The organism is Phycisphaerales bacterium (genome assembly GCA_016716475.1).
Lineage (GTDB): Bacteria > Planctomycetota > Phycisphaerae > UBA1845 > Fen-1342 > JADJWG01.
The window spans coordinates 646,471-660,421 of the sequence record JADJWG010000001.1 but is presented as its reverse complement, the minus strand read 5'-3'; the positions used below and the strand labels follow the sequence as shown (position 1 = coordinate 660,421).

Genomic DNA, 13,951 nt, shown 5'->3' with positions numbered 1-13,951 from the left:
GCATCCGTCAGCGCACGCTTGATTTAGGGAGCGACCGGTGTACCGGGCGGACAGAAGCTCGGGAACCGCGGACACAGAGTTCGTGCGAGTTGGTCAATCGTCTCGCGCGCGACGAGCCCCGCCGCCGCATCGCGCAGAACCGCCAGCAGTTCGGCCTCCACCGCGGCGCGCTCCGCTGCCGGGCCGAGGATCGCCTTGACTTCGGCCAGTGCAGCGTCCACGTCGTCCGCCAGCAGGTGACAGAACACGATCTTCCGCCGCAGCGGCAGTTCCAGGGCGGCGCGCTGTTGGGTCTGTACCACTGGCAGGGCGTCGAGTGCGCGCCGCATCGCGGCGATGGCCTGAGAGGTGTTTGTGGTACTACTGCGCCAGAGGTATTCGGCCTGTTCGGCCCAGGCGCGCGACTCATTGAGTGGCAGTCGCGATTTCAGCGGAGCGTACAACTCCGCGGCACGTCCCGCCTCGACAGCGGCACGGTCGAAGTCGCCGCGCAACCCCGCGACGGCCGCGGCGAGGCGGCGGGTCTCGGGTGCCATCGACAGGTTGATGGCATCGAGATCCGATTGCGGCGTGATCGGGCCCACCGCGGCGATGAAGCGCCCCACCACTTCTTGCGCCCCCGGCAATTCGAGTACCCGCGCCAGGCGCCAGAGCCAGGCACTCTCGGTGGTGCCCTCGCGCAGCGCATCTCGCATCAGTGCGATGCGCGTCCCCAGCGTGGCGGGATACTCTTCCAGTGACAGCAGCGCCTCCACGTCGAAAGGGGTCAGCTTCCGCTGCCGCAGCCACGCCTGCCGCGCCTCCTCCGACCAATGTCCCGCTTCCGCTAACTGCCGTGCAGCGTACAGGCGCATCAGCAACTCGGCGCTCCGCGCTGTCAGCCGTTCGACATCGGGCATGGCCGGCGCATGGGCCGCGAGCTGGCGGGCGCCGTCGAACGCCGCTTCCCCGAGCCGGACCGCGGCGCGCCAGGTTTCTTCGGCGGACGTCGGATCGGCGGCCGTGGTTGTCGCCGGCAGGGACGCCCACTGCTGCGCGCGGGCCACGGCGCCTTCGTATTCCATCCGCACCGCCTGCAGCCGACTCAGGAGGATTCGAGGTGGGTCGATCAGGCGGGCCTGCGCAACGCGATACGCCGTGGCCGCGGTTGCGAAATCCCCGCGCTCCTCCGCCCGCATGGCGCGCACCTCGGCGCGCACACCGGCCCAGTTCTGCCACGCGAGACCAGCGGTAGCGAGTCCCGCGAGCAGCGCCAAGATGCCCGCAAGGCGGATTCGCCCCAGTGCGGGAGTGGGACCGCTTGGCCGCACCGCAGCATCCGAGGAGAGGGCCCAAACGATTCCCAACAAGGTGAAAAACAGGATCGGTACCCCCGGCAACCGCAACGCCGCGCCGGTCAGCGCATCCCCCAGCAACGTCACCAGCGCGCCAGTGGCCGCCAGCAGCCCCCAGCGATCTGCCCCGCGTGTGCGCCGCAGCGCGGCCCCCACTGCGAAAGCCGTCGCCACGAGCCCCCCGACGTACGTCAGGCCGCCGATCAGACCGATCTCGGCCAGGACATGGAAGAGCTCGTTGTGTGGTGAATCGAGGAAGCCCATGAACGGGGCGGGATCGAGTACGCGGTCCTCGACCGCGAGCAAACCAGCGAGCCGCGGATAGGCACCCGCCCCCTGGCCCGCGAACTGGGTAAAGACATCGGCGCTCCAGAGCTCTGCGGCGTAACGCCAGGCGTAGAGCCGGAAGCGGATGGTGGCCCCGCGCGCCATTGCGAGGTCGAGTTGGGAGGAGCTGAGCCACCAAGCCGCGGCCGCCCATACGATCAGCGCCAACCCCGCCGCCAAGACCCAGCGCACCCAGCGGCGTGCGAATGTCAGCCCAACCACTCCGAGGCCCAGGAGCAGGCCGAGTTGCGCTCCTCGCCCCTGGGCCAGTGCGAAGCACCACAGCAACGGTATGAGCACCAGAAGCGTCACTGTGACCCGGGTGGCGCTGACCCGCCAGGTGGTGGGGAGGGGCTCCGCCCCGGGCACGGTCGGAATACCGGGTTCATTCCGGCCCCACAGTGGCCAGAACAGCGCCAGCAGGATGCCGGGGGCGACCGCGGCCGCCAGCGCCGTGGGGTTTCCCACGGGAAACAACGGGCGGTGATCGGGATTGCGCTCGTAGTAATACCACACGGCAAGCATGGCTCCGGCGATGCACAGCCCCATGATGCCAACCAGCAACCGGGTTGCGGATCGACGTGTGAGTAGTTCTGCGAGCGCCACCGCCCACGCGACCCCGACGGCGTACATGAGGGCCTGGCCGCTGGAAAGGGCCGCGTCGCCGGACCATGCGCTGCTTGCGAGCGACAAGAGGACCCACCCGCCAAGCAGGCCCTGGGCGTAAGCCACCGGACCTTGCGCCCGGCCCACACCGCCGGCGAGCAACCGCAGGCCGACAAGCATGAGGCCGGCGGCCGCGGCGAGGTGGAGTGCGAGATCCTTCGCCTCGACGCCGCGGGCGCTTTCGAGGAGGCCCCCAAGCGACATCGCCGCGGTGATCGTTCGCAGGACGGAGCCAGACCTCCAGGGCAATGTGCCGGGATACAACTCGGCGCTGTGCAGCGGGCTTAGCAGCAGGAACACCGCCGCGACGGCGAGCAGGGCCACCGCGAGGGCGGCGCTCTCGCAGCCGAGTTCCCACGAGCATCGTCGTGGAGCCGACGCCGCGCCGGGTTCGATGGGTTCGGGTTTTTCCGCCATGGGTTGCCCCGAAAGAATTCGCCTTGACACCCGGGGGCACCGGGTACAATGCGGCTGCCGGTTGATTTACCACGGCCGCCACGGATGGCAGCCGGCCGCGCCTGGAAGGTGCGCAGTATAACGAACCGTCTGCCCGCGTCGCGGCTTTCGGTTTGGGTCCCCATGTTGCGCTCCCTCCCGCCTTGAGCAAGGATGTCCTGACAGGCGGAACTCATGACGCTCACAGCCGTACCTGAACCCACGGCGGGTCCCGTGCCCCACGAATTGCCTCCCGAGCTTGAACATCTGCGAATTCACCTGGTCGGTATCGGCGGGTGCGGGATGTCGGCGCTCGCGGCGCTGCTCCTGCGGAGAGGGACACGCATCAGCGGATCAGATCGTGCCGATTCACAAGTCTTATCGCAGCTGGTCGAGTCGGGTGCGGCGATCACCACGGTGCAGCGAGCCGAATCCGTCCCCGGCAATGCGGACCTCGTGGTCACTTCGGCCGCGATTCCTCCGAACCACCCCGAGCTGATGGAGGCCCGGCGGCGTGGTTTGCAGGTGTTCAAGTACGCGGAATTGCTGGGCGCCGTGATGGCCCGCTACGAAGGTGTTGCGATCAGCGGTACGCACGGCAAGAGTACGACCACCGCGTGGCTAACTTATGTCTTGCGACGCGCGGGGCTCGATCCGAACTTCGTCGTGGGTGCGACGGTCGGGCAACTGGGCGGCAGCAGTGGAGTGGGCGTTGGTCGACAGTTCATTGCTGAGGCGTGCGAGTTCGACCGCTCTTTTCTGAACCTCCGCCCGCGGCATGCCGCGATTCTGAACATCGAAGAAGACCACCTCGACTGCTACGCGGATCTACAGGCGATTCGGACGGCGTTTGGCGAGTTCGCGCGGCTCGTACCCGAGGACGGCACGCTGGTGCTAAACGGCCACGATCCACAATGCGCGCTGCTCAGCGCGGAGCTGCAAGCCGCGGGCCGAACCGCGCCGCTTACCTTTGGCTACGATCCGACGTTCACCTGGTCGGCGGTCGCTGTGCGACTCACGAAAGGCACCTACAGCTTCGAAGTGTGCCATCGGGGGAAAGTGCTGGGCCGCGTGCAGCCGCTGCTGGCCGGGCGGCACAACGTACTGAATGCGCTGGCCGTCATCGCGCTGGCGGAGCGCTGCGGGGTCACGTGGACGGCCTTGCAACCGGGTCTCGTGGAGTTTCGCGGTGCGGATCGGCGGCTGGAGCTGCGTGGCGAAGTCGAGGGAGTGCGCATTCTCGACGATTACGCCCATCACCCGACGGAAATTCGTGCAACCCTGCAGGCCGCGCGGGAACGCTTCAGTCCGCGGCGGTTGTGGTGCGTGTTCCAGCCGCACCAGCATTCGCGGACGCGTTTTCTCCTGAGTGACTTTGCCCAGAGTTTCTCGCAGGCCGACCATGTGCTGGTGCCGGACATCTACTTTGTGCGTGATACGCAGCGTGATCGCGAACTGGTGTCGGCCGAGGATCTCGTGCGCGAGATTCGGGCGCGCGGTGGGGACGCGCAGTACCTGCCGCAGTTTGAGGCGTTGAGCGCGCAGCTCGCGGAAGCGGCCCGACCTGGAGATGTCGTAATCACCATGGGCGCAGGTAATATCTGGAAGGTCGCCGATGAACTGGTGGCGCGGCTTCGAGGACATCTGCCGGCCTGACGAGCCGCTGGCGCAATATTGCTGGTACGGCCTGGGAGGCCCGGCGCGCTGGTTTCTGACGCCGCGTAACGAAGAGGAACTCGCGGCCGTGGTGGCGCGCTGTGCCGAGTACGCAGTACCTTGGCGCGTGCTGGGCCGCGGGGCGAATCTGCTTGTGCGTGACGCGGGCTTCGACGGTGCGGTGCTCAAGCTCAGCGGCCCGGGCTGGGAGTGGCTGCACATCCGTGGATTGGACGTCAGTGCCGGTGCCGGTATCGATTTCACCAAGCTGGTCCGTGAAACGGTCGACCGTGGGCTCGGCGGGCTGGAAAACCTGGCGGGCATCCCTGGTTCGCTGGGTGGCATCGTCCGAATGAACGCCGGCGGCAAGTACGGCAGCATTGCCACCTATGTCCGCAGTGTGCGCGTCGTTACGCCCGCGGGGATAGCCGAGGAGCGCCCCGCGGCGGCACTCGAGTTTGCTTACCGGCATACCACGCTGCACGGCGCGATCATCACGGCCGCCACACTCGCACTGACTACGAGTGATGAAACGGCCCTGCTCACCCGTTTCCGGGACATCTGGACGGAGAAGAGCGGGAGCCAGCCGGCGGTGGCGGCGCGCTCCGCCGGCTGCATTTTCAAGAACGCCGCTGAACCGGCCGGCAAGCTGATCGATCAGGCCGGGCTGAAAGGGAAGCGGTGTGGGGGGGCGGAGATCAGCACGCGGCACGCCAACTTCATCATCGCGCACCCGGGTGCGACTGCGCAGGACGTGCTAGACTTGGTCGCCCTGATCCAGGAACGCGTTCGGGAATATGCCGGCGTTACACTGGAACTGGAGATCGAAGTGTGGTGACCGGAGCACCGGTATGAAACCGTTACCCTCGCTATCCGAACTCATCGCCATCGATCCGGCCCCGGCGCGGGTCCGTGTGACCGTGCTGTGCGGCGGACCGAGTGCCGAGCGGACCGTCAGTCTGCAATCGGGCGAAGCCGTGGCAGCGGCACTGCGCCGCTGTGGGCACGAGGTCTTCGTCGCGGACATCGGTCCGGACGACCTGAGCGCGCTCGATCACCCGTGCGATGTCATCTTCCCGGCACTGCATGGTACGTTCGGAGAAGACGGCACACTCCAGCGGCTGCTCGCGGACCGGGGCATCCGCTTTGTCGGTTCGGGGCCCGAGGCCTCCGCGCTCGCAATGGACAAGGTTGCGACCAAGGAGCGCCTCACCGCTGCCGGTGTGCCGACGCCCAAGTACGAGGTCTGGCATGCGGAAATGCTGGCGCAAGGCGCAGAGCGGCAGTTGTCCCTGCCGGTGATCGTGAAGCCGGTCGATCAGGGCAGCAGCGTCGCCACCGCGATCGTACGTACGGGGGAGGAGTTCAGGCCGGCCGTACAGGCAGCAGTCGCGCAGTTCGGCCGCGCGCTGGTCGAGCAGTTCATCCCGGGGGCGGAGTTGACCGTGGGGCTGCTCGCCGGCACGCCGCTGCCGCCGATCCGGATCCAGCCGCGCCGCAACTTTTATGACTTTGCCGCGAAGTACGAGGACGATGCCACGGATTATCTCTTTGAAACCGGTTACTCGGGAGAATTCGTCGCGCGTGTGCAGGCCTGGAGCGTCACCGCCTTTGACACGCTCGGGTGTCGGCACTTGGCGCGCGTCGACTGGATGATCGACGCGGAGGAGCGCGCCTGGTTCCTGGAGGTGAACACGCTGCCGGGCTTCACCAGTCATTCGCTGGTCCCGAAGGCCGCGGCACACATCGGCCTGCCCTTCGACCGACTCTGCGACCGGCTGGTGCAACTGGCCTGGAGGGAGACCGGGTGAGCAAGGCCAAGTCGCGTCGCCACCCTGCGCGAGCTGCGCCCCGACCACCGTCCCACGCGGTGGCACTGCGACTTTCACCATTGGCGTGGTGGCGACTCTGGCAGGTCATTGGCTGGACGACGACGCTCGGGGTGCTTGCCTGGGGGCTGGTGCTGCTGCGCGCCTGGGTCCACGCGCAACGGCCGCACACGCCGATCACGCTAACCTTTCACCAACCCCCACCGACGGCCGAGATCGAGGCGGAGATCCTCGCGGCGGCGAACCTTGGCTCCGTGCTGGCACAGAGCGTGTTCGCCCCGGACCTTGTGGCGCGGCTCGGAGCGGGGTTGGCGCAATCGCCCTGGGTGGCGGACGTGCGACGTGTTTCGCGCCGTCCGACGGGGGAGGTCGTGGTCGAAGCCACGTTTCGGCTGCCGTTCGCCTATGTGGATGCCGGGCCAGACATGTTGTGTCTGATCGATGCCGAGGGGTACCGCCTGCCGTGGACCTACACCCGCAAACAGATCGAGGAGGGTGCTCAGTGGGTGCACTGGTTTTGCATTGTCGGTGTCGACGCGCCACCACCACCACCCGGGCAGCGCTGGACGCCCCGGTCACACCGCGGCACCGCCATGGCTCCAGATGAACCACCACCGTTGGCTCCCGATCTCGCGGCGGGGATCCGGCTCGCCCGGTTCCTCCATGAGGCGCACGCCCGCGACCAAGCTCCATTTCGTCCGCTCCTGCGCGCGATCGATGTTGCGAACTATGATCTGCGCCAGGATGCCTGGGCGGGGCGCCTGCGGCTGCGTACAATCTCGACGAGGAGCATGATTCACTGGGGGCTGCCGCCTGGGGAGGAGAGCGGGACCGAGCCGGATGCACAACAGAAGCTCGATCGTCTCCGCCGTTTCTTCAACCAGGAAGGCGGCCAGTTTCCCAGCGGTTTCGAATACGATGTTCGCCCCGATGGCGGCGTCAAGAGCTACGAATTTCGCGGCCGCTGAAGGGTGGACCGCAACATTCCCGCGATGCTGACGAATACCTCCCCGGAGGTGTGCTGCAATGGTTGACGATCTGCCACGCATGCTGCTCGACACGATCCACCGGCACCTGACGCCGGCGGGCGAATGGGTACCTTTGCTGGTGCTCGCGAGCGGACTCCTACTGGGGATACTGCTGTTGCTGCGTGGTGCCCGCCTGGCGCCCTATGCCGCCGTGGCCGCCCTCGCGCTCGGTGGATTGGGTGTTGGACAGGCCGCCACACCGCATGTCCCGTTGGGCGCATGGGTGCCACCTTTGGCGGGCGGCGCCGTCGGGCTCGTACTCGGAGTCGTCCTGGTGCGGCTGTGGGTGGCCGTGCTGATCACGGCGTGCCTCGCAGGCGGTGCCCTGACCCTCTACGGTGCGCAGGTCGTGCTGCCGGCAGTCGAGTCACACACGGCGCGCGGCTTTAACCCCACCGATCCGACCACGTGGGTGACGCTCCAGGAGCCGCCGGATGAAGCGGCGACGGCCGCAGTGCAAGGTGGCCTGCCCGGATTGCTGAGTTACCTCACCGAGAGCGTTCCCAACTTCCAGCTCAGTACCGCTGCGATTGTCCTGTCCACCGGCTTGGCGGGGCTTGCGTTCGGGCTGTTGCTTCCGAAACTCGCCCGGGCGGCGTGGGCTGCGACCCTGGGTACGGTTTTGTTCCTGTCGGCCGCATACGTGGCCGCACTGCTGTATTTACCGTCCGCGACGCCCTGGCTGCACTCCTGGGGGCTGGTCCTGGCAGCGGTGCTCTGGGTGGTTTCGGCCGCCGGCAACTGGGCTGATTTACAGGGGTGGCTGCGGCGCCGGCCCGTGGCGGCACCACCGCCCGCGGCACCGCCACCCGCGGCGGCATAGCCGGAAACGGGGGTCGGGGGGTTTGGGCGGTCGCGTCATCGTCCCAAAATCGGGGCGGCTGAAATTTTTGGGCTGTGAATCTTGTCACGACGCCGCTCTCTCGATATAACACGATATAAAGGTTATCTTATCATAGAGTTGGCCCCGCTCCGCGGCTGGTAACCAGAGGATTGGCATGACTCCCGAGCTTGAAAGCGCCGTCCGCGAAATCTGTGCCGCGCATGACCGCGACCCGCTGCGCCTGATGGACATCCTGCGAGCGGTCCAGCAGCGCTGCGGCAGTATCTCCAGTCCCATCATCGCGCGGATCGCCGCGGAGTTGCGGATTCCACGTGTGCGCGTCGAAAGCACGGCGACGTTCTACGCCTTTTTCACGGCGCAACCGACCGGGCGCATCGTCATCCGGGTCTGTAACGACGTGATCGATGAGTTGCAGGGGGGGCAGCGCGTGCTGGCCGCGTTCGAGCAGGAACTGGGGATCCGGGTGGGAGAGACGACGCCCGATGGCCTCATCACCCTGACAGAGACGGCCTGCATCGGCATGTGCGATCAAGCGCCCGCCGCGCTGGTCAACGACGTCGTGGTGACGCGGCTGTCAACCGACCGGGCGCGCGAGATCGTTCAGGCGCTGCGTGCGAACCCCGATCCGAAAGCGCTGGTGACGCGGCTGGGCGACGGCAACAACGGCCATGCGCTGGTCGGGGCGATGGTGGAGAACAACCTGCGCTATGCGGAGCCCGCCTATGTATTCAGCCCCCTGGCGCGCGGCGTGGCTTTGAGCAAAGCCGTGGCGATGTCGCCGGCCGAGATCATTCGGGCGGTGAAGGTTTCGCGTCTCCGTGGCCGGGGCGGGGCCGGTTTTCCGACCGGGATGAAATGGGAGTTCGCCCGGGCGGCCCCGGGTGATCGCAAGTTCATCGTCTGCAATGCGGATGAGGGCGAGCCCGGCACGTTCAAGGATCGGGTGATCCTGACCGAATGCCCGGACCGCGTCTTCGCCGGCATGACGATTGCCGGTTATGCCATCGGTGCGGCCGAAGGCGTGCTGTACCTGCGGGCGGAATACGCGTACCTGCGGGCGTTTCTTGAAGATGTCCTGGCACGGCGCCGCGCGGAAGGGCTGTTGGGCCAGAGTGTCGCGGGCAAGGCCGGCTTCAATTTCGACATACGCATTCAGATGGGGGCGGGCGCTTATATCTGCGGCGAGGAAACCGCGCTGCTGAACTCCTGTGAGGGGTTGCGCGGGGATCCGCGGAACCGACCGCCATTCCCTGCGCAGCGGGGCTATCTGGGCTGCCCGACCGTGGTGAACAACGTCGAGACACTCTGCAAGGTCGTCAAGATTATTCAGGATGGACCGGCGGCCTTTGCCGAGCATGGCTCGGCCGGCAGCAGCGGCACGAAGCTGCTGAGCATCTCGGGTGACTGCAAACGTCCGGGTGTGTACGAAGTCGCCTTCGGAGTGACGTTACGGCATGTGTTGGAACTCTGTGGCGCCGAGGATGCGGCCGCGGTTCAGGTCGGTGGTCCCAGCGGACAGCTCGTGCCGCGCTCGCAGTACGACCGGAAAATCTGCTATGACGACCTCGCGACAGGGGGGTCGGTCATGGTGTTCGGACCGCAGCGTGATCTCGTGCATGTGGTACGGCGTTATCTCGATTTCTTTGCGGAAGAGTCGTGCGGCTACTGCACCCCGTGCCGCGTGGGTACGCGACTGTTGATCGAGCGGCTGGCCCACATCCAGGCCGGTCGTGGCAGCCCGGACGATCTCGCCTACCTCGAGGAGCTTGGTCAAACCATCAAGCTCACGAGCCGCTGCGGTTTGGGGCAGACGGCGGCCAACCCCGTGTTGACCAGTCTGAAGAATTTCCCCGAAGTGTGGGCCGGCCGCGTGCGGGCCCGAAGCAATGGCCATCAGCCGGGCTTCGACCTCAGTACGGCGGTTGGTGCGGCGGAACTGATTGTCGGACGCCGTTCGGCCCATGCCCACGCTGCGTCCTAGATCCTGCGGCTGGAGTGAAAGGAACGCCCGCATGAGTCAGAAGATCGAGCTCACGATCGACGGTCGGGAGATCTCCGCTGTGCCGGGGCAGACGATTCTCTCCGCCGCGGAGGAAGCGGGGGTCTATATCCCGCGGCTGTGTCATCTGAAAGGGTTGACTCCGCACGGCAGTTGCCGGATCTGCACGGTGCTCGTCAACGGTCGTCCGCAGTCTGCGTGCACGCAGCCGGTGGCACCCGGCATGCTCGTCGAGAACGACACGCCGAAGGTGAACGGCCTGCGGCGGAACCTGCTGGATATGCTGTTTGTCGAAGGTAACCACTTCTGCATGTTTTGTGAAAAGAGCGGCAACTGCGAACTGCAGGCTCTCGCCTACCGTTTCGGGATAACCGCGCCGAAGTACCCGTACATGTTCCCGCAGCGCACGCTGGATGCCTCGCATCCCGATATCCTGATCGAGCGTAACCGCTGCATCCTCTGCGGCCGGTGTGTCCGAGCGTCCCAGGAGCTCGACGGCAAGCACGCCTTCGACTTCATCGGGCGCGGGGCACACAAGCGGTTGCACGTGAATGCCGAGGCGCGCCTGGCGGATACCGATGCTGCCGTGGAGGATCGTGCCGTGGCGGCATGCCCCGTCGGATCACTGCTGCGCAAGCGCGTTGGGTACGCGCTGCCCGTCGGGCGACGGGCGTACGACCACCAGCCCATTGGCTCCGAGATTTCCGCGGCCGCACCGCAAGGATAGGCACCATGGCGAAACCCCGCGTTGCGACAACGTCCCTGGCCGGCTGCTTCGGCTGCCACATGTCGTTGCTGGACATCGACGAGCGCATCCTGCAGTTGATCGAGCTGGTGGACTTCGACAAGTCGCCGATCGACGACTTCAAGAATTTCACAGGCCGCTGCGCGGTCGGCTTGATCGAGGGGGGGTGCTGCAATGAGGAGAACGTCGCGGTGCTGCGCGACTTCCGCGCGCACTGCGACGTGCTGATCTCGGTGGGAGACTGCGCCATCATGGGCGGCATTCCCGCGCTGCGCAACACTATTCCGTTGGAGGAGTGCTATCGTGAGGCCTACCTGGAAGGCCCCACGGTACACAACCCGGCGGGGCGGATTCCCAATGATCCGGAACTGCCGCTGCTGCTGAACAAGGTGTATCCCTGCCACGAAGTCGTGAAGGTCGATTACCACCTGCCCGGCTGCCCGCCGTTGGCGGACACGCTCTGGCAGGCCCTTGTCGCCCTGCTGAACAATCAGCCGCTTGAGCTGCCGTATGAACTCGTGAAGTACGACTGAACCGGGCCGCGCCGGCCGCGGTTCGGCCGCCGCCGGTCGGCTCCCGACAAGCGCGATCGCCCCGCACGGAGGAGTCCGCGTGGTAGCTACGAACAACGGTCTGAAACGCGTCGTCATCGAGCCCGTCACACGGGTCGAAGGACATGGGAAGGTCACAATCCTGCTCGATGCTCAGGGTTGCGTCCAGCAGGCCCGCCTGCACATCGTTGAGTTTCGCGGCTTCGAGCGCTTCGTCCAGGGCCGTCCCTTCTGGGAAGTCCCGGTGCTCGTGCAGCGGTTGTGCGGCATCTGTCCAGTCAGTCACCACCTGGCGGCGGCGAAGGCCATGGATCGCATCGTCGGCGGGGAGAAGCTCACCCCCACCGCCGAGAAGATCCGCCGGCTGATGCATTACGGCCAGTTCTTCCAGTCGCATGCGTTGCACTTCTTCCACTTGTGCTCCCCGGACCTGCTCTTCGGCTTTGATGCCGACCCCGCCACGCGCAACGTGGTCGGTGTCGCCGGGCGCTACCCCGATCTCGCCGTGCAGGGCGTCATGATGCGGAAGTACGGGCAGGAAATCATCCTGCGTACGGCCGGGAAGAAGATCCACGGCACCGGTGCGATTCCGGGCGGCGTGAACAAGAACCTGTCGCTTACCGAGCGGGACGAGTTGCTCAAGGACCTCGAGAAGAACCTCGTCTGGTCCCGCAAGGCCGTCCACATCGCGAAGGAATACACCGTCGCGCACCTGGAGGAGTTAACGCCGTTCGGCTCTTTCGACTCCAACCACCTGAGCATCGTGCGGGCGGACGGCGCGCTGGAGCTGTACGACGGCAATCTGCGGGCGATTACGCCCGGCGGTGACAAGATCTTCGACCAGGTCGACTGCCAGAACTACTTCGGTTACCTGCGCGAAGAAGTCCGTTCCTGGTCGTACATGAAGTTCCCCTTCATCAAGGCGCTGGGCCCGGCCGACGGCTGGTACCGCGTCGGTCCGCTCGCCCGCCTCAACACGTGTGATTTCATCGACACGCCCGAAGCCGAGGCGGCGCGGCGCGAGTTCACGGCCGTCACCAAGGGCCGGCCGAACAACATCACGATGGCGTACCACTGGGCCCGTATGATCGAACTGCTGCACGCGATCGAAAAGATCGCCGAACTGCTCCACGACCCGGATCTCCAGGGCACAGACTTGACGGTCTCGGGCGAGCGGCGTGGTGAAACCGTCGGCATCATCGAGGCCCCGCGCGGCACGCTCATCCATCACTACCGCGTGGACGCCCAGGACCAGGTCACGATGGCCAACCTGATCGTGTCGACCACCCACAACAACGAACCCATGAACCGCGCGGTGCAGCGCGTTGCCGAGCAGTTCCTCAGTGGCAACGAGATCACCGAGGGGCTACTCAACCGCGTGGAGGTTGCGATTCGCGCGTACGACCCGTGTCTTTCGTGCGCCACACATGCCCTTGGCCGCATGCCGCTGGTGGTCGAACTGCGCGACGCCGCGGGGCACCTGATTGACCAGCGCGGCCGCGGAGTCAGCGCTGCGGCCCTTGCCGCGGCCGACGCCCTGCGGCCCGCAGCGCCCTAGCGTTTCGGAGCTACCGTCCATGGCAGCGCCTGCGCCGCACATCCTGGTCATCGGATACGGCAACCCCGGCCGCGGGGACGACGGCTTGGGTCCATATGTCACCGGTGCGCTCGTACGGTGGCCGGAGTTGGCCGCGGTGCGCTGCGAAATTGACTATCAGCTCGCGGTGGAACACGCCGCGATGGTGGCCGAGGCCGACATCGTGGTCTTTGTGGATGCCGCCACGGAAGGGCCGGCGCCCTTCGCGCTGTTGCCGGCTACCCCGGAGTCCGATCGTACGTTCAGCTCGCACAGTGTCAGCCCGGGGCAGTTGCTCGGCCTCGCGTGCGACCTCTTCCATGCCCGGCCGCAGGCCTGGCTGCTGGCCGTGCGCGGGCAGGATTTCGCACCGTTTACGGAAGTGCTTTCGCCGGTCGCGCAGGCGCATGCCGACGCGGCCATCGAGTTTCTGCGCTCCTGGCTCACGCAGCGCGTGACGGAGCCCGCGGCCGACGCCGTGTCCGCCCCGAGGGAGATGCCATGCAAGACGGCAAGTACGTGATTCTGTGCGTCGATGACGATGCCGACATGCTCGAAGCGCTGCAACTCGTGCTCGAAAGCAACGGCTATCACATGGTGGGCGCCCGCAGTGCGGAAGAAGGGCTCAAGACCTATTGCCAGGTGCGACCCGACCTTGTCATTGTCGACCTGATGATGGAGGAGGTCGACGCGGGCACACGCCTCGTGCGCGACCTGAAGGCGGAGGGCAATACCCGCCCGGTCTACATGCTGAGTTCCGTCGGCGACAACTTGAACCTCATGACCGACTACAGCGAGCTCGGCCTTTCCGGCGTTTTCCAGAAGCCGATCGACCACCACAACCTGCTCGCCGTTCTGAAGGCGAAGCTGAAGTAAGCGCCTGCGCCGCCCGGCACGGGGGGTTTGAGTGCCGGTGCTCCGGGCGCCGCCCGTGCAAGATACGTCGACGCAGGCCGGCGGT

The 13,951-nt window shown here is 66.5% G+C and carries 12 protein-coding genes; 11 read left to right on the top strand and 1 reads right to left on the bottom strand.

The annotated features are described in order from the left end of the window. Positions 1 to 23: 23 nt before the first annotated feature. On the bottom strand, positions 24 to 2,744 hold the full coding sequence (locus IPM18_02840) for an O-antigen ligase family protein (protein MBK9118526.1): 2,721 nt from the start codon (positions 2,742 to 2,744) through the stop codon (positions 24 to 26). A 213-nt stretch (positions 2,745 to 2,957) separates the two neighbouring features. Here IPM18_02840 and murC point away from each other — a divergent pair, with 213 nt between their 5' ends. From murC to IPM18_02785, 11 genes are all read left to right on the top strand, one after another. Next, positions 2,958 to 4,418, top strand: a complete 1,461-nt coding sequence (murC, locus tag IPM18_02835) for a UDP-N-acetylmuramate--L-alanine ligase (GenBank protein ID MBK9118525.1) — start codon at positions 2,958 to 2,960, stop codon at positions 4,416 to 4,418. Next, on the top strand, positions 4,378 to 5,256 hold the full coding sequence (murB, locus tag IPM18_02830; GenBank protein MBK9118524.1) for a UDP-N-acetylmuramate dehydrogenase: 879 nt from the start codon (positions 4,378 to 4,380) through the stop codon (positions 5,254 to 5,256). Before murC ends, murB begins: the two co-directional genes overlap by 41 nt. 13 nt (positions 5,257 to 5,269) lie before the next feature. Then, a complete protein-coding gene (locus IPM18_02825) occupies positions 5,270 to 6,229 on the top strand; it encodes a D-alanine--D-alanine ligase (GenBank protein MBK9118523.1) in 960 nt (319 codons plus the stop codon). After that, the gene (locus tag IPM18_02820; protein ID MBK9118522.1) at positions 6,226 to 7,215 is read left to right on the top strand and encodes a hypothetical protein; all 990 of its coding nucleotides are present in this window, start codon (positions 6,226 to 6,228) and stop codon (positions 7,213 to 7,215) included. Before IPM18_02825 ends, IPM18_02820 begins: the two co-directional genes overlap by 4 nt. 58 nt (positions 7,216 to 7,273) lie before the next feature. Continuing rightward, a complete protein-coding gene (locus tag IPM18_02815) occupies positions 7,274 to 8,098 on the top strand; it encodes a hypothetical protein (protein ID MBK9118521.1) in 825 nt (274 codons plus the stop codon). A 175-nt stretch (positions 8,099 to 8,273) separates the two neighbouring features. After that, positions 8,274 to 10,100, top strand: coding sequence for an NAD(P)H-dependent oxidoreductase subunit E (locus IPM18_02810; GenBank protein ID MBK9118520.1), 1,827 nt, complete (start codon positions 8,274 to 8,276; stop codon positions 10,098 to 10,100). Between the two features lie 31 nt (positions 10,101 to 10,131). Further along, complete coding sequence (locus tag IPM18_02805; protein MBK9118519.1) at positions 10,132 to 10,845, top strand: (2Fe-2S)-binding protein; 714 nt, start codon at positions 10,132 to 10,134, stop codon at positions 10,843 to 10,845. 5 nt (positions 10,846 to 10,850) lie between these two features. After that, positions 10,851 to 11,396 (top strand): NADP oxidoreductase, encoded by a 546-nt coding sequence (locus tag IPM18_02800; GenBank protein MBK9118518.1) that lies wholly within the window; start codon positions 10,851 to 10,853, stop codon positions 11,394 to 11,396. Between the two features lie 100 nt (positions 11,397 to 11,496). Continuing rightward, positions 11,497 to 12,972 carry a Ni/Fe hydrogenase subunit alpha gene (locus tag IPM18_02795; protein ID MBK9118517.1) on the top strand — a complete coding sequence of 492 codons (1,476 nt, stop codon included), beginning with the start codon at positions 11,497 to 11,499 and terminating at the stop codon, positions 12,970 to 12,972. Between the two features lie 19 nt (positions 12,973 to 12,991). Next, positions 12,992 to 13,513, top strand: coding sequence for a hydrogenase maturation protease (locus IPM18_02790; protein ID MBK9118516.1), 522 nt, complete (start codon positions 12,992 to 12,994; stop codon positions 13,511 to 13,513). Then, on the top strand, positions 13,492 to 13,866 hold the full coding sequence (locus tag IPM18_02785) for a response regulator (protein MBK9118515.1): 375 nt from the start codon (positions 13,492 to 13,494) through the stop codon (positions 13,864 to 13,866). Before IPM18_02790 ends, IPM18_02785 begins: the two co-directional genes overlap by 22 nt. The last annotated feature ends 85 nt before the right edge of the window (positions 13,867 to 13,951 follow it).

Coding starts and splice junctions, on each gene's coding strand:
- murB (MBK9118524.1), top strand. CDS start 4,378: ATGAACTGGTGGCGCGGCTTCGAGGACATCTGCCGGCCTGACGAGCCG.
- IPM18_02800 (MBK9118518.1), top strand. CDS start 10,851: ATGGCGAAACCCCGCGTTGCGACAACGTCCCTGGCCGGCTGCTTCGGC.
- IPM18_02840 (MBK9118526.1), bottom strand. CDS start 2,744: ATGGCGGAAAAACCCGAACCCATCGAACCCGGCGCGGCGTCGGCTCCA.
- IPM18_02815 (MBK9118521.1), top strand. CDS start 7,274: ATGGTTGACGATCTGCCACGCATGCTGCTCGACACGATCCACCGGCAC.
- IPM18_02790 (MBK9118516.1), top strand. CDS start 12,992: ATGGCAGCGCCTGCGCCGCACATCCTGGTCATCGGATACGGCAACCCC.
- IPM18_02825 (MBK9118523.1), top strand. CDS start 5,270: ATGAAACCGTTACCCTCGCTATCCGAACTCATCGCCATCGATCCGGCC.
- IPM18_02785 (MBK9118515.1), top strand. CDS start 13,492: ATGCAAGACGGCAAGTACGTGATTCTGTGCGTCGATGACGATGCCGAC.
- murC (MBK9118525.1), top strand. CDS start 2,958: ATGACGCTCACAGCCGTACCTGAACCCACGGCGGGTCCCGTGCCCCAC.
- IPM18_02805 (MBK9118519.1), top strand. CDS start 10,132: ATGAGTCAGAAGATCGAGCTCACGATCGACGGTCGGGAGATCTCCGCT.
- IPM18_02810 (MBK9118520.1), top strand. CDS start 8,274: ATGACTCCCGAGCTTGAAAGCGCCGTCCGCGAAATCTGTGCCGCGCAT.